The organism is Actinomycetota bacterium (genome assembly GCA_030776725.1).
GTDB lineage: Bacteria > Actinomycetota > Nitriliruptoria > Nitriliruptorales > JAHWKO01 > JAHWKW01.
This window is the reverse complement of sequence record JALYHG010000061.1, coordinates 1-21339: the sequence shown is the minus strand read 5'-3', so window position 1 is coordinate 21339 and position 21339 is coordinate 1. Positions and strand designations below refer to the sequence as shown.

Below are 21339 nucleotides of genomic sequence, written 5' to 3'. Positions count from 1 at the left end.
CCAGAACGCAACGTGTCGTGGTCGCTGTCGCGGAACTACCTCGCCCCGCAGATCAACGCCCAGGGTGAGCTTGTCGGCAACGCCCTCGCGCTGGTGGCCGAGACCCGCCAGACGATCGCGCCGATCACCATCAACCTCGGCGATCAGGGTGTCCTCACGCTGGAGTTCCTCGGCGAGTGGGTGCTGCGGGCACACGCCGGCGGGATCGCAGGGGCGTCGTTCGTCCACTACGGACCGGGCGAGGCGTCCCCCGAGACGCCTGTCCTACGGGTGCTGCGACAGACCACCGGCGGCACGATCGAGGACGTGCTCACGGTCACCACCCAGCAGCTCCTCGGCCAAGAGGGCCTGGTGATCAACCAGATCCCCGGCGTGGAGATCGCGATCGGTGAGGACCCGCGCGCGATCGGTGGCGACGCGAACACGCAGCCAACGGTCACACCCACGTCGGTCTCGGCGGCGGTGGACGTCGTCCGCGTGACGGCTGCGGAGCTCGGCGACATCCGTGTCGGCCACATGGAGGTCGCCGCGACCGTCCCGGAGGGCGGCCTGCTGTGCCCGCTCCCCGTCAACAAGACCGTGACCCCCGAGCAGGTCCAGCCCGGGGACACGTTCACCTACACCATCACGGTGCTGAACCACTTCGCCTGCGAGCTGCGCAACGTTCGCGTCGAGGACACCATCTCCGGTGAGCCGGGCGTGGCCTGGGAGGTCCGCGGGACCGACCCGCAGGCCGACCAGGTCAGCAACCAGCAGGTCGTGTGGAACGACATCGGGCCGATCCCGCCCGGTGAGAGCAGGTCGGTGACGATCACCGTCCACGTGAGCCCCAACTCGGGTCCCGGCGTGTTCCATGACGACGTGGCCGCCACTGCGGAGTGCTTCGACCAGCCCGTGGCGGGCCAGGACGACGCGTTCGGTGGCGTGGGTGCCCCGCTGGAGGGCCGGTTCCGGCTCGACGCACCGCAGGTGATCGGCCCGGCTCCCCCGGTGCTGCCGCGGACCGGTGGGGCCGCCGCAGCGTCCGTCGCTGGTCTGGCGCTGGCGGGACTGGCGCTGATGCTGCGCCGGCGCGTGCGCTGACCGCCTGACTCACCCAGACGAACGGGCCGCACCTTCCAAGGTGCGGCCCGTTCTCTTATGTCCGCGCGCGCATCACCAGCGCAGCACGGCCGCCACGCCGTCGTGGTCACGCAGCAGCTCAGCGGCTTCGGCCTCCACCGGGACGGCGTTCGCGCTGGTGTCGAGCGCACGCTCGATCATCCGTTCCACGAGGAGGGGCTCCTCGACGCCGTCTCGCGCTGCCGGGTGCGTCGCGTCGGCGTACAGCAGGCCGTCTTCGGTTCGGTAGCCTTGGAAGGACGCGTCGGCGTCGACGAGGAGGACGTCGACGCGGCCCTCGTTGAGGGAGTCCAACACGTCGCCGAGACCCAGTGCTCCGGCACCGCCCGACAGCGTCCGGTCCCTGGCCTCCTCCACCAGCCGCCGTGCCCGGGCGGTGCGCAACGTGCGGAAGATGTCCCACGCCTGCTCGGCGATGACGTTGGGGGCCTCATCCTCCCAGGACAGGTCGGTGATCTCCAGCTGCTCGCCACCGGCCGGGTGCAGCTCCTCCGCGAACGGCTTGGTCAGGCGCGGATCGCCGGCGAGGATCAGCCGGTCCCACCCGCGGCTGTTGGCTTCGTCGGCGACGTCTCGCGCGCGCTCGCGGACGAACCGCAGCAGGTTCTCGTAGACGCGCTCCTCGAACTCGTCGCGTCTCTGCCCGCCGGGGCGGGTGTCGAGCGGCTGCGCGGGGGCCGGTCCGGACTTCTTCCGCCACAGCCGCCCACCGATGGTGAACTCCTCGCTGGTCAGCTCCTCGCACTCTCCGAGGCTCCACTCCAGGAGCCGCACCCCCCGCCGGTGCACCACCGCGATCCCCGCCGCGCGGCCCTCGTCGAGCGCGGTGATCAGCGGTCGGACGTAGGCGGTGCGGTCCAGGACGACCCGCTCGCGGAACGGGATCTGCATCGACAGCGTCTCGACCCGGTCGCGGGTGACGGTGGCGAACAACGCCCGACCGCGCCCGTGCCGCGACGCGTCCAGCAGCCGGGTCAGTTCGCCGTTCAAGGCGTCGATCCGCTCGTCGAGCGCCACGAAGCGTTGGTGTGGTCCTTCGTCGCGGACCCGCTGCTTGAGATCGCGGAGCTCGTTGCGGATCGCGATCGGCCACCCGGGCTTGGGTTCCGCGGCCCGTTCGGGGGTGATCCCGACGTAGACGGACAGCACTCCGACGTCATCGCGGAGGTCGAGCAGCTCAAGGATCGTGTCAAGCAGGCTCATGCGCGCCACCATAACGGCAGGCTGGCAGCCCCAGAACAGCGTTCGGACGGGGAGCTCGGCCAGCCTGCCTGGGCCGCTGGTAGCGTCCGCCCCGTGTTCCCCCGCGCCTTCACGATCGGGTCCGTCGGCGGGGTCGACGTCCGCGTGGACCCGTCGTGGGCCATCATCGCGCTGCTCGTCGCGTTCAACTTCTGGTTCCTCTTCGGATCACGCTACGGACATCCCCTCCCCGTCGCGATCGGGTTGGCGGTCGTCGCCACGCTGATCTTCTTCGGGTCCGTCCTCGCCCACGAGCTCGGCCACGCGCTCGAAGCCGGCCACCGCGGGGTGCAGGTCGACAGCATCACGCTGTTCCTGTTCGGCGGCGTCACCCAGACGAGCTTCGACGTGCGTCGCCCGCGCGACGAGTTCGCGCTGTCAGCCATCGGCCCGTACGTCAGCCTGGTGATCGCCGCGGCGCTGGGCATCATCTCGGCCGCAGCAGGCGGCGGCGTCGTCGCCGGGATCCGGTGGCTGGACGTGGTCTCCGACGTGGCGGGCGTCCTGGCCTGGATCAACCTGGGGCTGGCGGTGTTCAACCTGCTCCCGGGCGCCCCGTTGGACGGTGGGCGGATCCTGCGGTCGGCGGTGTGGGCGGTGACCGGCGATCGCGCCCGCGCCGTCCGTTCCGCCGCGCGGAGCGGCCAGCTCATGGGCGGGATGTTCGTCGTGATCGGGGTGTGGGGACTGGTCGCTGCCGGCAACCTCGGGATGCTGTGGTGGGCGCTGATCGGCTGGTTCCTGTTTCAGGCGGCGAGCAGCGAAGTGCGCTACGCCGATGCGCGCTCGCGGCTGTCCGACCGGCCGGCGGGTGACGTCGCAGGGGTAGTTCCTCAACCGGTTGGCAGCACGCAGACCGTCGCGGAGGCGATGCAGCGCGTCGACGACCCCCGGATCCGTGCCGTCCCCGTCACCGCGCGGGGCGAGACCATCGGGGTGGTGGTCCGGCGTGACCTCGAGGCCATCCCACCCCGTCGACGTGACCGCACCAGCGTGATCGAGGTGATGCGGCCGTGGGACGCGGTCGCTGCCGCCCGTCCGGGGACACCGCTGCGGGAACTTCGCGACGAGCTCGCCGAGGAAGGTCTGATCGCCCTGCTCGACGACGACGGACAGCTGGTCGGCCTGCTCACCCCCGCCCGGGTCGAGGCGGCCGCGTCCCAGGGAGCCGGCGACGCGCGGCGGCGGCGGCGGCGCGGCACCGGCCGTGGCCGTCACCTTCCCGGTGACACCTCGGCACACTCACGGACAACGACCGACGGCTGGGGCAGCTGACCTTGCGCAAGCTCGTGTTGCTGCTGTCCGTCGCGGTGCTGGCAGCGTCGGCTTGGACGGTTCCCCTCCCGCTGTTCGTCCTGGCGGCCACCCCGGCGATCCCGGTCTACCAGGCACCCGACGAGAACGCCGCTCCGGCAGCGATCGCGGTCGAGGGGGCCGTCGATGACGTCAGCGGCCGGCTGCTGCTCACCACCGTCGGGGTCAGACAAGCCACGGCGGTCGAGGGGTTCCTGGCGATGCTCGACCCCTACCAGGACGTCACACCTCGGCAGGCGGTCATCCCTCCGGGTGTCGGTGAGCAGGAGTTCTTCGAGACACAGCGACAGCTGTTCGAAGAGAGCGTCCGGGTGGCGGCCGCGGTCGGACTGCGTGCAGCCGGTATCGAGGTCACCGTTGAGGGAGAGGGCGCGGAGGTGGTCGGCGTGGTCCCCGGTGGCCCTGCCGATGGCCGGCTGCAGCCCGGTGACGTGGTCGTCGCCGTCGGAGACATGCCGGTGCAGTTGGCGGCCGAACTGGCGACCAGGACGGCCCAAGCCGGAACCGGCGAGGACCTGCATCTGACGGTCCAGCGCGGCGGCGAGGAGGTCACCGTCACCGTCACGGTCGGTGACCTGCCTGGCCTCGATCAGCAGGGGATCGGGGTCCTGGTCCGTACCGTCAATCAGAACATCGACTTCCCGGCGGGCATCGCGGTCGAGGACCGGTCCGCGATCGGCGGGCCCTCCGCGGGGGTGATGATCGCCCTGACGGTGTTCGAGCTGTTCGACCAGAGCGACCTGACCCGTGGTCGGGTCATCGCCGGGACCGGCACGGTCTCGATCGACGGTCGGGTGGGACCGATCGGCGGAATCGCGGAGAAGGTCCGCGGTGCGGTGCTCTCCGAGGCCGAGATCTTCATCGCACCCGCCGCTCAGGCTGACGAGGCGCGCCGGGCCGCCCCCGCCGGCCTGACGGTGATCGCCGTGGCCGACGTCGCCTCCGCGGTCCAGGCCCTGCAGCGCTGACGCCGACGGACAGGCCGACCAGCATCTCGGCGTGACCCGGTTCCCGCTCAACCGAACCGACCGCACGGCGACCGCCGCTGTCACCGCACCGCCTGCTCGACGACGTGCCACTGTGCGTCACGCTCGGTCGTGGAAACTCCCTCCGGGGCGGCGCCTCCCGCCCAATCGGCTATGGTGCTCCCCGTCCGGGTCGACGTGACGTCGCCCGGGCGTCGGGGTGAGGGGAGCGGTCATGTTCAAGGCATCGAACCGCGGGCCGGTGGTCTCGGTGGTCGTGGCGCTGTTGATGCTGGCCACGGCCGCCCCGGCCGGAGCCCAGGCCGAGGAGCGGTACATCACCGAGGGTCGCGGCGACGGCTTCGCGGTCACGATCCCGCAGGCTCCCGAGCTGGTCGGGGCACGGTCCACTGCGACGGTCAACAACGCTCCGCACGCCGAAGCGAGCGGCGTGGGCCTGTTCATCCTGGATGCGACCAAGTCCCAGGCCGCGGTGGACGGCAGCGGCACACAACGCGACCCGGCGTCCGGCCAGAACTGCGCGACACCCGAACTGCCCGCGCCGCTGAACGTGGCGGACGCCGCCTGCTCCTTCTCGCTGGCAGAGATCACGGGTGGGCTGCCCCACGGCCACGCGGAAGCCAGCGGCCTCACGCTGCAGCTGACCGGCGGGGACCTCGCGACGCTCCTGGCGGACTTCCTCATCGGTCAGGTCGAGGAAGCCGGGCTGCAAGCCGCCCTCGACACCGCCGAGAACCAGGTCCTGGAGCCGGTCCTCGCGGCTCTGACCACCGCCTGCAACGAACTGCTTGCGACCCTCGGACTCGAGGCGACCGCCACGGATCTGATCCAGGCGGTCGAGAACAACAACCCCCTCCCGATCGACCTCGCCGCGTTGGGTGTCGACAACCCGTGCCTGGAGCTGGTCGAGCTGGTAGCCAACCCGCCGGCGATCGGGAGCCCCACAGAGATCCTGACGACCCTCCGACAGACCATCCACACGGCGTTGGCCGACACCACGCTGCTGCGGCTGTTGCTGGCGGGGACCACCGCGGACTCCGCCGCCGCCGCCGCGGCGGTGACCGGAACCGGGCAGGCGATCGGGCTCGACATCGCGCTGCCGTCGCTGAACCTGATCGGCAACGTCGTCGCCGCCCTGACCGGGCTCGTCAACGACTTCCTCACCGCAGTCGACCAGCAGGTGGCCTCCGTCGATCTCCAGCAGCTCGGGCTCCCCGCCGTGGGGGACCTGGTCAACACGGTCCTCGCGGGCATCCCCATCAGCGACGTCCTGGCGGACACGGATCCGCTGCTGCGGATCACCGGCGCGAAGAGCGACGCCACCGCCACGTTCGACCGCGACACCGGTGAGGTCACCGCGCAGGGCAACCAGGCGCCGCTGATAATCGATCCAGCCGACTCGCTCGCCGCCCTGCTCGGGATCCCCGACCCGATCACACTCCCCCAGGGTGACACGGTCACGATCGCCGAGGGCACACCGCTGGAGTCGACGTTGGCCGTCGGCAGCGTCACCGTCCGCGACGACACCCGCGACGGGCTCCCCGGGAAGGTCGTGGAAGCGGCCGGGGTCAAGATCGACCTGATCAAGGGGCTGGCCGACGGTGGCGTCAGCGTCGCGGCGGCCCACGCACTTGCGGCCGCGTACGGCCAGGCCGGTGAACGTGCGCTACCGGCGCCCGTCCAGCTCCCGGTGACCGGCGGCGGGCTGAGCCTGGCGGCGATCGCCGCGCTGGGCCTGGCGCTGTTCCTCCGTCGTCGTCGCTGAGGAGGCGTCGCTGGGGGGCCGGGATCGCGCCGGTCTCCCCGGCCTAGGGTCCCGGCAGCTGACGCTGCGACCCGCGCCGCTACGCCGAGCCGTTCGTCGCCGTCTGCCGGCACCGCGCGACGAAGTTACCCAGCAGCTGCATCCCCACGCCGGTGAGGATCGACTCGGGGTGGAACTGCACACCCTCCACGTCGACGTTGCGGTGCCGGATCGCCATGACCAGCCCGTCGGAGGTCTCGCCGGTGACCTTCAGCTCGGCCGGGAGCGAGTCGCGTTCCACGATCAGTGAGTGGTACCGGGTGGCCTCGAACGGGACGGGCAGCCCCTCCAGCACCCCCTCGCGGCGGTGGTAGATCCGGCTGGTCTTGCCGTGCACCAGGTCCGGGGCGGTCACGACCCGGGCGCCGTAGACGTCGCCGATGCACTGGTGCCCCAGGCACACGCCCAGGACGGGGCGCGTGCCGGCCACGGCCCGGACCACGTCGCGGGACAGTCCAGCGTCCGCGGGGGTCCCGGGCCCGGGGCTGATCACAACCCCGTCCGGCAGCTCCGCGACCAGCTCGGCGACCGTGAACGCGTCGTTGCGGACGACCTCGACGTCGGCGGCGAGCTCCCCGAGCAGCTGCGCGAGGTTGTACGTGAACGAGTCGTAGTTGTCGACGATCACCACCCGGGGGGTCACGACCTGCTCCTGTCCCGTCACCTGCTGCTGTCCCGTCGCTGGTCGGTCACCGCGAACCATCCGTCGCTGTCCATGGTGGCGAGGTCGCCGGTGCGCAACCACCCGTCGTGGAGGCGGTGGCCCAGGGGACCGGGCTGGCGCCAGTAACCGGCCGGGATCTGCGGGCCGTACACGATCAGCTCCCCGAGTGCACCGGGCGGCAGGACGCGGGTCGGGTCGTCGGGGTCGACCACCGCCGCCACGGTCTCGGTCATCGGCAAGCCGATGCTGCCGTCGACCGGACGACCGTAGACGGGGTTGGCGTGCGTCGTGGGACCCCTGCCCGGCCCGTACGCCACACGCAGCCGCGCCCCGCTGTGGTCGCCCAACCAGCCGACCAGCTCCGGCGTGAGCGCCCCGAGCACGAGGCACACCCGGGCAGCGTCCAGCCCACGTACGCCGGCCTGGACCAGGTGCCCGAAGGCGGCCGGGCACCCGGCGAGGATCGTCGGCCGGGTCCGTTCCACCGTGGCGCTCAACGGCTCACCGTCGGCAGGGACGAACACCAGCGTGGCGGCCGCCAACGTGGCGGTGAGTGCCCCGACCGTGACGTCGACCGCGCCGGGGACCGGGCCGGCCACGACGATGCGTTCCCGGCCGGACTGGATATCGGGGATCCACAGCCGGACCTGGAAAGCACTGGCGAGCAGGTTGCGGTGGCTGAGCGTCACGGCGCGGTGCGCGTGTCCCGGCCCGTCCGCGTGGACGATGGCGGCCGGGCCGTCGGGAGCGACGACCGCCTGGCCCGCCACGCGCCGGTGCCCCTCCACCAGCGCAGTGAGCGCCTCGACGTCGTCGTCGGGTCGGACCCTGTAGTAGTGCCCGCTGCGCCGGCCGGTCACCGGGAACAGCCTGTCGCGGGGGAACGGCAGCCAGTCCTCGAGTCCGGTCGCGACGACGTGGCGCAGCGCCGGGAGGCGGCCACGGACGGCGTTCACACGTGGGACCACGGTCGACAGGCACACCGCGGCGACGCATCCGGTGCAGTCGAGATCGTGGTGAAGCTCCGCCTCTGGGGTGTCCGCGTCAACCGGGACGGCGACCGCTCCGACACGCCAGGTGGCGAACAGCGCGATCAGCCGGGCGGGGATGTCGGGCAGGACGACGCCGACGCGTGATCCGGGAGTGACGCCGAGCGCGAGGAACGCGGCTGCGAGGCGGTCGGTCTGCCTGAGCAGATCGGCGTAGCTGAGCGTGGCACCCCAGAACCAGGTCGCGGTGACGTCCGGGAAGTCCCGTGCCGCGTCGTCCAGGAGTCGTGTCACCGCAACGTCGGGGATGGGATAGTGCGGCGGCACACCAGGCGGGTACGAGCCGATCCACGGCCGGGGCAGCGCCGCCGGGTCCGGCATCGTGCGCTGACGCGCCGGTTCGTGTGGCACTTCGCTCCTCGGAGTGGACCTGGCGCCGTTCGCGGCAGACACACAGCGGGCAGGGTGAGTGTAACGAGCAGCGCTGAGGCGGCATCTGGGCGACGCGGCGCTGCGCCATACTGCCGGCATGGCGCAGCTGCCGGCCGACCTCGATGAGGTGCGTTCCCGTTTCGACCGCGAGCTGTGCGACGTGATGGCGCGGATCGACGAACGGCTGGTGGGGCTGCACTCCGGCCTGCGACCGCTCAGCGAGGAACTGCGCGCGTTCGTCAGCGGTGGGGGCAAGCGGCTGCGTCCTGTCCTTCTCCTGGTGGGGTTCCGGGCGGCGGGCGGAGGCGACATCACGCCCGCCCTGGGCCCCGCCTTGGGAGTGGAGCTGCTGCACACATCCGCGCTCGTGCACGACGACCTGGTGGATGACGCCGCCACCCGGCGGGGACGGCCGACCGCCCACGTCGCCTTCGCCGACCGCCACCGCGACGCCGGGTGGGCCGGAGGGGCGGAGACGTTCGGCGCGTCCGCCGCGCTGCTCCTGGGTGACCTCGCGTTCGTCCTCGCCGACGAGCTGTTCGCCGAGGCCGCGGCCGTCGTCCCCCCCCAACGGTTCGTCGCCGCCCTGCGCTCCTTCACGGCGATGCGCGAGGAACTGACCGCCGGGCAGTTCCTCGATCTGGTCGCCGCGCACGACCAGCAGGCCTCGGCCGCGGCGGCGCTAGCGATCGCCAGCTACAAATCCGGCCGGTACTCGGTGGCGCGACCGCTGGAGATCGGTGCCATCCTCGCGGCCGGCGATGGGCCGGTGTCGCGGGCGCTGCGGGCCGCTGGCGTGCCACTGGGCGAAGCGTTCCAGCTGCGCGACGACATCCTCGGCGTCTTCGGGTCGGAGGTCGAGACCGGCAAGTCGGCCCGCTCCGACCTGGCCCAGGGCAAACGCACGTTGCTGGTCGCTCTCACCATCGAACGCCTGCGCGACGACCAGCGGAGTCGGTTCGACTCCATGTTCGGTAAGCCGGATCTCACCGCCGCCGAGGCGGACGAGCTCCGCGACCTCATGTCGGCCTCGGGTGGGCTGGCCGCCACGGAAGCCAAGGTGGACCAGCTCGCCGCCGAGGCGCGGACCGCGATCGACGCGTCGCCGATCGCACCCGACCAGCGACGCCTGCTGCAGGAGCTGGCGGCCGTCCTGGTCGAACGCCGCCGGTAGCGGTCGACAACCCGGCGCTTGCGAGCGGTGGTTGGCCGCCAGCGTCAGTCGGCGTGGGACGGGGCGTCCCGCCGGGCGTTGACCGCCCCACCCACGATGATCGAGGCGGCCAGGAAGAACAGCAGCGTGAAGGTGGCGACCGCGCCCCCGAGGACCGGGCCCAGGAACGATCCGAGCCCCAGGGACGGCGTGGTCCGCATGTAGATGCCGTACACCAGGCCGGACACCACCACACCTGCGCTCGCCACCGCCGCGCCTGGAAGCTCGGCGCGCCACGGGCGGTCCCAGCCGCGGGCGTAGTGGTACAGCGTGGTGATCCACGCGAACGAACCGGCGGGGACGACGATCCACCGGCCCCACGAGTACATCCGCACGAACCCTTCCCCTTCGATGGGGCGCAGGAGCGTGCCGAGGATCGCCAGAGCCGCCAGCAGCGCGGCTGCCAACGTGAACGCGACCGTGGCCACAGCGTCTCGCCACAGATCACGGCGTTCCGCCGTTCCGTACAGGGTCGTGATGCCGCGCATCGCGCCGGTGAACCCGCGCGACGACAGCGCGATCGCCACGCCCAGCGGGTAGAGGAGCATCCCCGCGTTGCCGTCGAACAAGCGGGACAGGGCCGCGACGCCCGCGTTGGCGACCTCGCGGTCGAACGTCAACATGATCGCCGTCCGCAGGTTGTCCTTGACCTGCGCGGCCGTGCTGGCGCCGATGAGCCAGTCCAACGCCCCGATCAACGCCAGCGCCGCGACGGCGAGTGGGATCAGGCCCGCCGCAGCGAAGAACGCCACCTCGGCCACCAACCCGACGGAGCGGGTGCCGCGGAGATGACCGACCGCGTCGAGCGCGACCCGCCCCACCGGGTCGGGTAACCGCCGCGCCGTCCACGCGGCCACGCCGGCGATCTCCGAGCCGGCAGGCCACTGCTCATCGGCGTGGACGTCCGGGCGGTCGGCAGGCCGCTGCTCCTCGCGATCGGCGCCCGAGGTCACCTCGACCAGGTGCCGGCCGCGCCGGTCTCGAGGGTGGGATCCTCCATGCGCTGCTCGACCCAGGGGAACACCCAGGTGAACAGCACCACGACCGCCACCGCCACGAGCGCCACACCCAACAGCACCTTCACGGCCGTCGGCAGCCCGCCGCCGGTCACGCCGTGGGCTCCTGGCGGAGCTCGGCGAAGGTCACCAGCCGTTGGGCGGCGCTGAACCGTGGATGGCAGGTGGTCAGCGTCATGGTCGCCCGTCCCGCCCCCAGCGGGTCGCGGCCGATCACCCACATCGCGGTGGGGGCGACCACCTCCGAACGGCGCACGACGTACACCCACTCGCGCCGCTCGCGGTCCACGACGTGGATCTCGTCTCCCGGCTGCAACTGGTCCTGGTGGTAGAACGGCGCGCCGTAGGTCGTGCGGTGCCCGCTCACCGCGAAGTTGCCGGGCTCGCCGGGCGCCGCCGTGTCGGTGTAGTGACCGGGGCCGCGTTTGAGGACCTCCAGGCTGGTGCCCTCCACCACGAACAGCACGCCGTCGCGGACGGGCGGAGTGTGGCTCCCCGGCCGTTCGAACCACATCGCGGCGTAGGCATCGCCAGGGTCGACCGGTCCAGGGTCGGCCGGTGCGGCCGGTTCGGCGGGCGCGGCCGGGTCGCCGTCCAGCGCGCCGTACGAGACCTCCCACTGGTCCAGCAGCTCACGCTGCGACGCGTCAGCGCTGCGGTTGGTCCAGAACAGCAGGTAGACGAGGTAGAGCAGGATGACCACGCCGGTGGCGATGAGCAGCCATCCGACCGCACGCAGAACCTTGGACACGATCACTCCGCGGCGGTGGGGCACGGCCGCATCGGTACCATCGGCCGCCGACCGACGCATCTGGACCGGATCGTGCCTGAGAGTCGACATCGCAGGAAGGGTAAGGCCAGGCCGCGGCCGAGCAAGGCAGCCGGCCCGCCCGTCAAGCCAAAGCCCAGCCCGCCGTGGGTGCCCACGGTCGGGGTGTCGCTGCTGGTCCTCGGCGTCGTCGTGGTGATCGTGACGTACGTGCCGAACGTCCTGTGGGACGGCAACCTCGGGCTGGTCGCCGGGTTCGCGGTGATGGCGGTCGGCTTCGGCTTCCTCACCCAGTGGCGATGACGAGTTGCACGGGTGTGGTTCTTCCCCACGTCCATCCACGTCCTGGGGATAACGAAGCACACGGATGTCGTCCCGCACCGGGGTTGTCCACCGCGTTCATCCACAATCTGTGGGCATCTTGAACTGATCAGGCCGTTGCCACTGGCTGCGACTCACTCGCGGACCAGCTCGACGCGCTCGTGCATCCGCTCCCCACAGTGGCGGGGGGAGGTGGCGGCGCCCCGCATCACCAGCAGCAGCTCCGCGCCGCACTGCGCGCACCAGTACAGCGTGCGTTCCCCGCGACCGACCGCGGGCTGCGGGACGGGGTCGGCTGCGCCCGCGTCCGCCGCCATGCCGCGCAACATCGACGTCCCGGCCTTGTAGATCGCGACGCCCAACAACGGGGCGAGCACCCACTTGGCCCCGAAGACGACCGCCACGACGATCGCCGCCAGGCCGAGGACGATCCAGACGGCCATCACCCGCCTACAGACGCTCGAGGATGGTGGCGTTGGCGAGCCCGCCGCCCTCGCACATCGTCTGCAAGCCGAAGCGGACGCCGCGGGCTCGCATCGCGTGCACCAGGGTGGTCAGCAGCCGCGCGCCTGAGGCGCCCAGCGGGTGCCCGATCGCGATCGCGCCGCCGTTGACGTTGACGCGGTCCAGGTCGGCTCCGAGCTCGTCGGCCCAGGCGAGGACGACCGGGGCGAACGCCTCGTTGACCTCGAACAGGTCGATGTCGTCGACGGTCAGTCCAGCGCGCTGCAACGCCTTGCGGGTCGCGGGGATCACGCCGGTCAGCATCAGGATCGGGTCGTCGCCGGCGAGCGCGAACGTGTGGAACCGGGCCATGGGCTCCAGACCCAGCTGCCCGGCCTTCTCCGGGGTCGTGATCAGCACCGCCGCGGCCCCATCGGAGATCTGCGAGGCGTTCCCGGCGGTGATCACCCACCGGATCTGGGGGAACCGCTCGGCGAGCGACTCGTCGTAGAAGGCCGGGCGCAGGTCGGCTAACGCCTCCAGTGACGTGTCGGGCCGGATCCCCTCGTCGGTGGTGACCTCCGCGATCGAACCGTCGTCCTGCACGGCTTTGATCGGGAGGATGTCACGGTCGAACCGGCCGTCGCGGGCGGCCGCAGCGGCGCGCCGGTGCGAGTGCAGCGCGAGTTCGTCGAGCGCTTCGCGGGGCAACCCCCAACGCGCGGCGATCAGCTCCGCCGAGATCCCCTGGGCGACGAGCCCCTCCGGGTACCGCTCGAACAGCTTCGACCCGAACGGGTTCTTCCCAGCCAGCGACGACCCCATCGGGACCCGGCTCATCGACTCGACCCCGCACGCGATCGCCACGTCGTAGGCCCCGGCCATCACCCCTTGCGCGGCGAAGTGGGCGGCCTGCTGCGAGGAACCGCACTGGCGGTCGACCGTGGTGGCGGGGACCGTCTCGGGGAAGCCAGCGGCGAGGACCGCGTTGCGGGCGATGTTGTAGGTCTGCTCGCCGATCTGCGACACGCAGCCGGCGATCACGTCGTCGACCTCGCGGGGGTCCATCCCCGCCCGGTCGATCAGGCCGCGCAGCGTCTCTGCGAGCAGGTCGACCGGGTGAACGTGGTGGAGGCCGCCGCCCGGCTTGCCACGGGTCTGGGGGGTGCGGACGGCCTCGACGATCACAGCTTCGCGCATGTTCAAGGGGCTCCGTGAAACAGTCGCTTGCGCCCCGGAGCGTACCTGGGGAGCGCGGCCTACCGGCGACGTCGCTGACGGCGCCCCCGCTTCGGACCCCCGAGAGCGTCGCGGAGCAGGTCGACGACCTGCGGCGAATCGGGTTTGGCCACCACGGGGAGGTCGAGCTCGGCGGCCTCGGCCCGCACGGCCGCGTCGAGGTTCCCGGTGAAGATCACGATCGGGCCGTCGAAGCCCTGCTCGCGCAGGTGCGTGGAAGTGCGCAGACCCCACGCGCCAGGCAGGCGGTGGTCGAGGACGACCGCGTCAACGTCCTCCTCGCGCAGGATCGCAACGGCCTGCTCGGCGGTGTCGGCTTCGCGGACCCGCCACCCTTCCGCGCGCATCTGCATGCCGAGGACCAGGCGCACGCTCGTATCGTCGTCGACGACCAGGACGTGGTGGCTCATGCCTCCTCCCGGGGCGCGGTCGCAGCAGCCTACGCCGACATCCGCTCCGGGTTCCCACCGGGCGCCCGACGACCTAGTCTCTACCCGACCATCGTGGGGCGAGGGGTAGTCGCATGGGAGCACCTGTATTCACCGTCCGCTGGCGTCGGGCTGGCGCGCTCACGGTGGCGGCTGCGCTGGCTGCCGCCTTGGTCGTCGCCGTACCGCCCGGGGCGCATGCGCAGACGGTGGAGACGGCGACCACGGTGCTCAAGAACCAAGAGGGTGTGCAGGTCGGGGAGGTCGCTTTCATCCAGTTCGATCCCGACCACACGGTTGTCGTGGCGACCATCACCGGGGGCATCACCCCAGGGGCCTTCCACGGCTTCCACGTGCATGCGAACCCGGTCTGTGACCCCAACGCTCCCGATGGTCCCTTCACTACCGCCGGAGGCCACTACAACCCGGGCAACACCCCGCACGGCCAGCACGCCGGGGACATGCCGGTGCTGTACGTCAAAGCGGACGGCACCGCCAACCTGCTGTTCGTCACCAACCGGTTCACGGTCGCCGAGGTCGCCGGGAAGCGATCGGTGATCGTCCACCAGTTGCCCGACAGCTACGCCAACATCCCCGACCGGTACACCTCCGGCGGGACCCCCGGCCCGGACGCCATGACTCTGGCGAGCGGCGACGCCGGCGCCCGCGAGGCCTGCGGGGTGATCGGGCCGGCCACCACCGAGGAGCCTCCGACCGACATCCCGACCGAGGACCTGGCTCCCGCCGATGGCGCGATCCTCGTCGATCTGGTGAACCGGGCCGGTGAGGACGCTGGGCTCGTCGTCTTCGAGGAGATCCCGGCGGACGGCGACAGGGCCGCGTCGATGTTGGTGGCCGCGTTCGCGACCGGGATCGCGCCGACCAACGCGTTCCACGGGTTCCACGTCCACGCCGGCGACCGCTGCATCAAGGCCAAGGGGCAGCCATCGTTCGGTCACGCGCTGGGGCACCTCAACCCTGACGACCCGCCCAACAGCCACCCCGCGCACGACGGCGACATGCCGGTGCTGTACATGGCCGAGGAGGACGCGGCGCTGGCGTTCGACACCGACCGGGTCACCCAGCTGAACGAGGTCGCCGGCCACACGGTCATCGTGCATCAGTTGCCCGACAACTACGCCAACATCCCCAACCGCTATCAGCCGCCGGAGCCGGACGCCGTCACGCGGGCCACCGGTGACGCCGGCGGCCGTGAGGCCTGCGGGATGATCGAGGGCGCCCTCCGGTTGTGGGGTCCGGACCGGTTCGGGACGGCTGCGGCCATCTCGCAGAACACGTTCCCGACCGCGCTGCCGGAACGTGCCGAGGCGGTGGTCCTGGCGCGGGCGTTCGTGTACGCCGACGCGTTGACCGGCGCCCCGCTGGCCGAAGCCAAGGGCGGCGTCACGCTCCTGACCGAGCGCGATCAGCTGACCGACACGACCGAGACCGAGCTGAAGCGGGTGCTGCCCACCGGCAAGACGGTGTTCATCCTCGGTGGGCCCGAGGCGATCAGCCCCGCGGTCGAGCAGGCCGTCCGGGACATGGGCTACACCACCCAGCGGCTGGCTGGGGCGACCCGCGTGGAGACCGCGATCCGGGTCGCCGAGGAGCTCGACGCCACCCACGACCGGGTCATCGTCACGACCGGGTACAACTGGCCGGACGCGGTCGCCTCCGGCGCCGCCGCCGTCGACTCGGATGCGGTGATCGTGTACTCGGTGGGCGACGACCCGCACCCGGCCACCACCGCCTACATCGCCGCGCACGCCAACGAGCCAGCGTTCGCGGTGGGTGGCCCGGCGGCGCGGGCCTACGCCGGCCTGCCCAACGAGAACAAGCTGTTCGGTCCGACCCGGATCGAGACGGCGATCGCCGTCGCCAACCGGTTCTTCCCGAACCCGACGTTCGTGGCCCTGTCGCGTGACGGGCTCAGCCCCGAACCCACCGACCCGTACTTCGCCGACGCCCTCGCCGGTGGGCCGCACGTCGGACGCCTCGGTGGGCCGGTGGTGCTGACCGACGAGACCAACCTGCATCCGGCCGTCGCGAGATACGCCTGCGACAACGCGGACGCGATCGTCCGTGAGTACGCCTACGGCGGGACGGCAGCACTGGCCAACGAGGTCGTCGCCGGGTTCGAGAACCGCGCACGGGGGGAGGGCTGCTAGCGACCGGCGCACGGCTGCCTGACGGCAGCGTCAGGGCTGAAGAACGATCGGCAGCGAGTTCACGTGCATCTCGGAGCCGTCCTCCGCCGACGACTCGTACACGCGCAAGGTCGCGATCTCCTCGCCGGTGACGTCGAACTCCACATCGAAGGAGAACCGCCCCGGCTGCCCCATCGTGCCGCCCATCGTCGATCCGTCCGCCAGCGTCCCCCCGTCAGCGTCGAGGAGCTCCCACACGACGTTCGCTTCGAACGTCGAGCTGCATCCGGTGACGGTGAACGGGCTGGTGACCCGCTCGCCAGGCGAAGGCTGCACCACGAAGATGAGATCAGTTCCCGACGGGGGGTCGGCGCAGGGATCGTCGGCGTCGGGTGAGGCGGTCACCGTCACGGTCACCGTCGACTGCGCTCGGAGTTCGCCCGCCTGGTCGCCGCGGGTCCCGCAGGCCGTCGCGACGATGAGGACCACGATGGCGGCCGCGAGGCCCTTGCGGTGACACATCGGCCTGCCTGATCGTCGTCGCCGAGCAGCTTAGGCGGTGTGTCCGGGTCCCTAAGCGCTCCGCCACCGCCGTAGACCCGTCGCGGACCTCGCCCGTGGTGGCTGCGGCCCACCTTGGGAGGGCCAGCCGTCGGCTCGGGATGGGGCGCGGATGCTCCGATACCATCCGTGACCGCGGTGATCTCGGTCACCAGACCGTCGCGGGCCCGTAGCTCAGCTTGGCAGAGCGCCTGCTTTGCAAGCAGGAAGTCGTCGGTTCGAATCCGATCGGGTCCACCACGTTTCCGCAGGTCAGCGGGGTTCTCGGCTCCTCCGCCATCTCCGGGGACATCCGGATTGATCACGAATTGATCACGAGCGGTACGGGGACTGGACCGGGTACCGGTCGTGACACGACCGGCGGCAAGACGCCAGCGGGACACGGCAACCGACCCGATCAGACGGCCGGTCGAGCGGAACCGGGCGATCTACGCGGGGACCTTCGGCTTCGACTCCGCGTACAGGGTCCGGGATGAGATGTTCGCCCCGTTGGGCCACACGATCGTGCCGGCGCGCGAATCGACCTCGACCTGGCAGAACAGGTCGTAGTCGCGCAGCCGCTCGAACATCGGCCCCTCCAGGTACGGCTCCAGGTCGATGACCCGGACCTGGCCGTCCTCAAACCGGAGTTCGACGAGGTAGCGACCCAGGAGCGTCACGCCGACCACGTCGACGACGGGAAGGATCTCGTTCACTGCCGCTCCTCCAACTGCTGTTCAAGAGGATGCGACGGTCGAGGTCAACGTCGGTCCACTTGAGCCCAAGCAGCTCGGACCGACGCATGCCCGACGCCAGCGCGACGTACCAGAGCGGGTACAGCTCGTCTTCTTCGGTGTGCTTCAGGAAGCTCTGGACTTGCCCGGCGGTCCAGGTCCGCATCTTGCGACGACGAGCCGCACGGACAGTGGCGAGACGCGGCGGATTGGCGTTGCCTGCCGGGTTAACGACCAGGACTCCCCAGGAGACCGCGTCGTTCAGCGCCTTCCGCACGATGCGGTGGATGCCGTGAACGGAAGCCGGTGAGAGCCCGCCCCCACCGTCGAGCCTGCCGTCGGCTAGGAGATCCGTCAGTTCGTGATCATCAACCAGAAGGCCAAGCGGGATCCGCACGGACCTCGCCGACCGGCTCCTCCGTGAGCTGGGGGAGTTCGACGAGCCTCGCGAGGGACGGCGAGCGAAGGCTCTCGACATCGTGGACATCCTTAACGCGGAACCCGGTTCGCCCTGGAAGGACCGGATCAAGATGCCCAACAGCAAGGAGGGTGTCGCGAGCCAGCGGACGTGGACGGAGTCGCTGAAGCCTGTCCTCGATGGCGTCCTGGGCGACAAGGAACCCGAGGTGATCGCGGGGGCTCTGGACAACTTCTGGAAGGCGCTCCGGAATCTGATGGCCGAAGCCTTCGCAGAGCCGTCCCGGTACGTGCTGCAGAAGTCGGTCGGGGTGTTCGCCTGGAACGAGGTCGCAGCTCTCGTGTTCCGCAACTGCTTGGCCGCGGGGGCCGACTTCAGCGTGGCCAAGATGGAGCAGATGCTCAAGCACGCCGACCAGTTCATCGAGCCGGACTTCTGGCTCGGCAAGCGCCACGGTGGCCAGGCGCTCCTGTACGGCGGTCGAGGTGGGTTCGCGACGCTGGCTTCATTGATCATGGACCAGCTGCCTGAGTCGGAGCTTGAGATCAATCTCTGACCGGGTAGGCAGCATCGTCGGGGGTCGGGGCGTGACATTGCTCCGACCCCCGAGCATCTCAACACCTGCGTCGGTCACTCGCGACAGGGGCGGCGGCCCAGGTTCGGACGCTAGGGGGGCAACTCATCAACCGTCTCCAGGGGAACCCGACGCTGTCGTGTTGGGGGCGCTCAAGGCCCGTCGGTGCGGGAGCGGGCTTGCAGGACATGATCGTCACATTCACAGCCACCGCTGTGCTGTGGTGAAACCCGACGATATTGGAAGGCCGCCGTCAGGGTGCCAGCCGCTTCGTCCTCGGCGGCCCCGCATCCCCCCGTCGCCCACGACGCTCCCTCACCTCTCCTAGGTCGATCGGTTCGGCGTTAGCACTCGCTTCCTCCCACCATTCCGGAATAGGGAGGGCGACCAGGTGGAGTATCTGCTGCCCCGGATGCGTCACCACGGAGCGCACCGTTCCCCACTGTTCGAGAGCCAAGATGTCGGCTCCGTCCCAATAGAGGACGACTCGGTCTAGGTCCCCGCCCCAGTCGCGGATAGTTGCCTTCGCCTGCCGGACCTTCTGCAGCGGGCACCCTGCATCGCGCAGCGCACCGATCGCCCGCGCGGTTACTGCGTCAGCGATCGACCAATAGCGCGTGAAGCGTTTTCCACACGACGGTGCGAGTGAGGGTTCCACCAGGCCGCTTCTTGCCCAATAGTCGAGGGTAGAACGCGGTACGCCTGCGAACTCGCAGACCTGAGGCGTGCTCAACCCCTCGACGATGCCCTGTCCTGGAGTCGCCATGCTGGGAAGTAAAGCTAATAACTATCATTGTCGCAAGCTTCCCTTAGAGTGGGGCCACGCTCACGGACAGGGCGAGCACATGAAGGCGATCGATCTCTACAGCGGAGCCGGAGGCTGGAGCCTCGGTCTACGCATGGCCGGGATCGAGGTCATCCGCTCGTACGAGTGGTGGGATTGCGCTGCGCGGACCCACCGAGCGAACCTGGGCTCCAGAGTCGACGAAGTGGACATCCGACAACTCGATCCGCGGAACGTGCCCGAAGCGGACATCGTTGTCGGCTCCCCTCCTTGTACCGAGTTCTCCTTCGCGAACCGCGGCGGCAACGGCGACATCGCCGAGGGCCTTCGCGACATCGCGAAGTTTCTCGAGATCGTGGAACACCTCCAACCGGCGTACTGGGCCATGGAGAACGTGCCCCGCGTCGCCGGCATCCTCCGACGCGAGATCCAGCCGGGTGGTTTGCTGCGGCGCTACGCAGACCTGGTGGACGTGATCGAGGTCGTGAACATGGCTTCCCTGGGCCTACCGCAGAAGCGGAGGAGGATGATCGCTGGGCGCTATCCGCTCGAGCTGCTCGAGGCCTACACCGAGCGCTTGCCCAACAGGACGTTCGGCGGGGTTCTCGAGCGTCTGTCTGACGCGCCCGTGCGCGATCCCATCTACGACCTGAAGCTGACGCGTGAGGAACTGACGGAGCAGGAACCCGAGGCACCGCTGAACGACGAAGAGGAGCGGATGAACCGGGAAGCGAAGACGTACCACCCCGTGTACAACAAGATGAGCTTCCCGGACGAGCTGGAGCGACCCTCTCGAACCGTCACCGCCGTCTGCACCCGCGTCTCCCGAGAGAGCATCGTCATCGAAGCGCCCGAGAGGCCAGGCTGCTACCGACGTCTCACTTTGCGTGAGCGGGCATCGCTGCAGGGGTTCCCCATCACCTACCAGTTCTTCGGCGGGGCGTACACCGACAAGCTGAAGCTCATCGGTAACGCACTTCCTCCGCTGGCGGCCTACTACATAGGCCATGCGATGCTTGGCACCGAGCCGGGTGATCTCGGCGCCTCGGGCTCGATCCTATGTGACCACTCACAACCGCCGGACCGCCCGGATGAGACTCCTCCGCCCGGGCTGAGCAATCGACACCGTCGCAATCGTAAGTTCCGCGCGGCGCTACCTCATCTCCGGTTCGGGAGTGGCATGAGGGTTGAGTTGGCCAACTCGGCTCGCAAGGACAACCCCTCCTGGCGGACAGCCTTTTACTACGGCAACTCGAAGAAGTACGAAACGGTCGAGCTAACGGACGAACTCCTGGCAACCGCTCTCGATGCGCTACCCAGCGACACCTCCAACGAAGTGCGCAAAGCGATCACCGATCGACATGACTCTTGGAGCGCTCACTCCGGTGCAGACATCCAACGACGATGGACGCACAGGGCCGAGGAGTCGGTACACCCTTTCGAGTTGGCCGACGACCTAGGGGCAACAGCTAAGTCCATCCGCGCGATTATCAATGTGGTCTCGCTTGATCAGATTCTCGATATCATCTTCGAGTTGGTTCCGAACGTCCGAGACGGGCAACGCCCCAAGTTTCGAGACCATGGACACTGGATTATGGCGGGGCTGATCGTAGGAGCCGCTTTCAACGCATCTAGGGCTGAGTAGCGGTCCCGTCTACCAGATTCACCGGGTGCTGGCCGACTCTTCGGTCGCGTCTTCCTGCTCATCCTCCTCCATTCGCGCTCTCATCGGAATCTTAGCGATCTCCTTCTCTGTCCTGGCCTGTTGTGCTTCGAAGCCCTCGTCGTACCGCTTTTCGATGGGTGCGTAGTCCTCGGGTTCAACACCGATAACCCAGATCGGAAGTGTGAGCGACATCTTTGCCGTAGGCAGCTCCCTAGAAATTCGTTCCATATAGGCAACATTCTCATCGATTAGGTTCGCAAACCTCTTCATCGGGACGATGAGAACCGCCACATCGATCTGATCGATCGAGTACGACAGTTGGAACTTGAATACATCGGTATACCACCGCGCCATGTTTCCGAATTGCGCTTCGATCTGAATTTTGTCTCGTTTGAAATCGGCTTTAAGTCCCGTTGCGGGGAGATCAGTCCGGCTTGGATCTACAATATAGGGTTGAGGTTCCCAACCAGCAGCACCGAAGGCCTCATCC

The 21339-nt window shown here is 69.8% G+C and carries 21 protein-coding genes and 1 tRNA gene; 10 read left to right on the top strand and 12 right to left on the bottom strand.

Translation table 11 applies throughout. The annotated features are described in order from the left end of the window. On the top strand, nt 1–1083 hold a 1083-nt coding region (locus tag M3N57_02755; protein ID MDP9021618.1), incomplete at its 5' end, for a DUF11 domain-containing protein. A 72-nt stretch (nt 1084–1155) separates the two neighbouring features. On the opposite strand, the gene M3N57_02750 is transcribed toward M3N57_02755, so the two are convergent. Then, complete coding sequence (locus tag M3N57_02750; protein ID MDP9021617.1) at nt 1156–2325, bottom strand: VLRF1 family aeRF1-type release factor; 1170 nt, start codon at nt 2323–2325, stop codon at nt 1156–1158. A 93-nt stretch (nt 2326–2418) separates the two neighbouring features. Here M3N57_02750 and M3N57_02745 point away from each other — a divergent pair, with 93 nt between their 5' ends. The 3 genes from M3N57_02745 to M3N57_02735 all read left to right on the top strand — a co-directional run bounded on the left by M3N57_02745 (nt 2419) and on the right by M3N57_02735 (nt 6429). Further along, nucleotides 2419–3639: a site-2 protease family protein gene (locus M3N57_02745; protein MDP9021616.1), complete on the top strand. Its 1221-nt coding sequence runs from the start codon at nt 2419–2421 to the stop codon at nt 3637–3639. A gap of 14 nt (nt 3640–3653) precedes the next feature. Then, nucleotides 3654–4646 carry a PDZ domain-containing protein gene (locus M3N57_02740; protein ID MDP9021615.1) on the top strand — a complete coding sequence of 331 codons (993 nt, stop codon included), beginning with the start codon at nt 3654–3656 and terminating at the stop codon, nt 4644–4646. A gap of 232 nt (nt 4647–4878) precedes the next feature. Next, nucleotides 4879–6429 carry a hypothetical protein gene (locus tag M3N57_02735; protein MDP9021614.1) on the top strand — a complete coding sequence of 517 codons (1551 nt, stop codon included), beginning with the start codon at nt 4879–4881 and terminating at the stop codon, nt 6427–6429. 79 nt (nt 6430–6508) lie between these two features. Here M3N57_02735 and M3N57_02730 read toward each other — a convergent pair whose 3' ends face one another. Together M3N57_02730 and M3N57_02725 are read right to left on the bottom strand one after the other, a co-directional pair. Then, nucleotides 6509–7111 carry an aminodeoxychorismate/anthranilate synthase component II gene (locus M3N57_02730; GenBank protein MDP9021613.1) on the bottom strand — a complete coding sequence of 201 codons (603 nt, stop codon included), beginning with the start codon at nt 7109–7111 and terminating at the stop codon, nt 6509–6511. A gap of 17 nt (nt 7112–7128) precedes the next feature. Continuing rightward, nucleotides 7129–8532, bottom strand: coding sequence for an AMP-binding protein (locus tag M3N57_02725; GenBank protein ID MDP9021612.1), 1404 nt, complete (start codon nt 8530–8532; stop codon nt 7129–7131). Between the two features lie 118 nt (nt 8533–8650). Between M3N57_02725 and M3N57_02720 the strand changes: the two genes are divergently transcribed. Next, nucleotides 8651–9727 carry a polyprenyl synthetase family protein gene (locus M3N57_02720; GenBank protein ID MDP9021611.1) on the top strand — a complete coding sequence of 359 codons (1077 nt, stop codon included), beginning with the start codon at nt 8651–8653 and terminating at the stop codon, nt 9725–9727. 44 nt (nt 9728–9771) lie between these two features. On the opposite strand, the gene M3N57_02715 is transcribed toward M3N57_02720, so the two are convergent. Genes M3N57_02715 through M3N57_02705 form a run of 3 tightly spaced genes read right to left on the bottom strand, consistent with a single transcriptional unit; the run spans nt 9772 to nt 11557 of the window. Then, complete coding sequence (locus tag M3N57_02715) at nt 9772–10719, bottom strand: YihY/virulence factor BrkB family protein (protein ID MDP9021610.1); 948 nt, start codon at nt 10717–10719, stop codon at nt 9772–9774. Further along, complete coding sequence (locus tag M3N57_02710; protein MDP9021609.1) at nt 10716–10877, bottom strand: hypothetical protein; 162 nt, start codon at nt 10875–10877, stop codon at nt 10716–10718. The genes M3N57_02715 and M3N57_02710 overlap by 4 nt, the downstream gene beginning before the upstream one ends. Continuing rightward, nucleotides 10874–11557: a class E sortase gene (locus M3N57_02705; protein MDP9021608.1), complete on the bottom strand. Its 684-nt coding sequence runs from the start codon at nt 11555–11557 to the stop codon at nt 10874–10876. Before M3N57_02705 ends, M3N57_02710 begins: the two co-directional genes overlap by 4 nt. On the opposite strand from M3N57_02705, the gene M3N57_02700 reads away from it, so the two are divergent. Further along, entirely contained in the window at nt 11549–11854 is a 306-nt protein-coding gene (locus M3N57_02700; protein ID MDP9021607.1) for a cell division protein CrgA, read from the top strand. The two genes, M3N57_02705 and M3N57_02700, sit on opposite strands and share 9 nt — an antisense overlap. Nucleotides 11855–12006: 152 nt before the next feature. Here the strand turns inward: M3N57_02700 and M3N57_02695 are convergent, their stop codons facing one another. Genes M3N57_02695 through M3N57_02685 form a run of 3 tightly spaced genes read right to left on the bottom strand, consistent with a single transcriptional unit; the run spans nt 12007 to nt 13965 of the window. Continuing rightward, a complete protein-coding gene (locus tag M3N57_02695; GenBank protein MDP9021606.1) occupies nt 12007–12315 on the bottom strand; it encodes a hypothetical protein in 309 nt (102 codons plus the stop codon). Between the two features lie 7 nt (nt 12316–12322). Next, nucleotides 12323–13516, bottom strand: a complete 1194-nt coding sequence (locus tag M3N57_02690; protein MDP9021605.1) for a thiolase family protein — start codon at nt 13514–13516, stop codon at nt 12323–12325. 59 nt (nt 13517–13575) lie between these two features. Beyond that, nucleotides 13576–13965, bottom strand: coding sequence for a response regulator (locus M3N57_02685; protein ID MDP9021604.1), 390 nt, complete (start codon nt 13963–13965; stop codon nt 13576–13578). Nucleotides 13966–14078: 113 nt separating this feature from the next. Here M3N57_02685 and M3N57_02680 point away from each other — a divergent pair, with 113 nt between their 5' ends. Then, the gene (locus M3N57_02680; GenBank protein ID MDP9021603.1) at nt 14079–16154 is read left to right on the top strand and encodes a superoxide dismutase family protein; all 2076 of its coding nucleotides are present in this window, start codon (nt 14079–14081) and stop codon (nt 16152–16154) included. Between the two features lie 30 nt (nt 16155–16184). Here M3N57_02680 and M3N57_02675 read toward each other — a convergent pair whose 3' ends face one another. Continuing rightward, nucleotides 16185–16655: a Gmad2 immunoglobulin-like domain-containing protein gene (locus M3N57_02675; protein MDP9021602.1), complete on the bottom strand. Its 471-nt coding sequence runs from the start codon at nt 16653–16655 to the stop codon at nt 16185–16187. Between the two features lie 202 nt (nt 16656–16857). Between M3N57_02675 and M3N57_02670 the strand changes: the two genes are divergently transcribed. Then, nucleotides 16858–16934, top strand: a tRNA-Ala gene (locus M3N57_02670). A gap of 188 nt (nt 16935–17122) precedes the next feature. On the opposite strand, the gene M3N57_02665 is transcribed toward M3N57_02670, so the two are convergent. Further along, on the bottom strand, nt 17123–17389 hold the full coding sequence (locus M3N57_02665) for a DUF2442 domain-containing protein (GenBank protein MDP9021601.1): 267 nt from the start codon (nt 17387–17389) through the stop codon (nt 17123–17125). A gap of 548 nt (nt 17390–17937) precedes the next feature. Here M3N57_02665 and M3N57_02660 point away from each other — a divergent pair. After that, on the top strand, nt 17938–18381 hold the full coding sequence (locus tag M3N57_02660) for a hypothetical protein (protein ID MDP9021600.1): 444 nt from the start codon (nt 17938–17940) through the stop codon (nt 18379–18381). Between the two features lie 863 nt (nt 18382–19244). Further along, complete coding sequence (locus tag M3N57_02655) at nt 19245–20828, top strand: DNA cytosine methyltransferase (protein MDP9021599.1); 1584 nt, start codon at nt 19245–19247, stop codon at nt 20826–20828. Between the two features lie 18 nt (nt 20829–20846). On the opposite strand, the gene M3N57_02650 is transcribed toward M3N57_02655, so the two are convergent. Then, on the bottom strand, nt 20847–21339 hold a 493-nt coding region (locus M3N57_02650), incomplete at its 5' end, for a hypothetical protein (protein MDP9021598.1).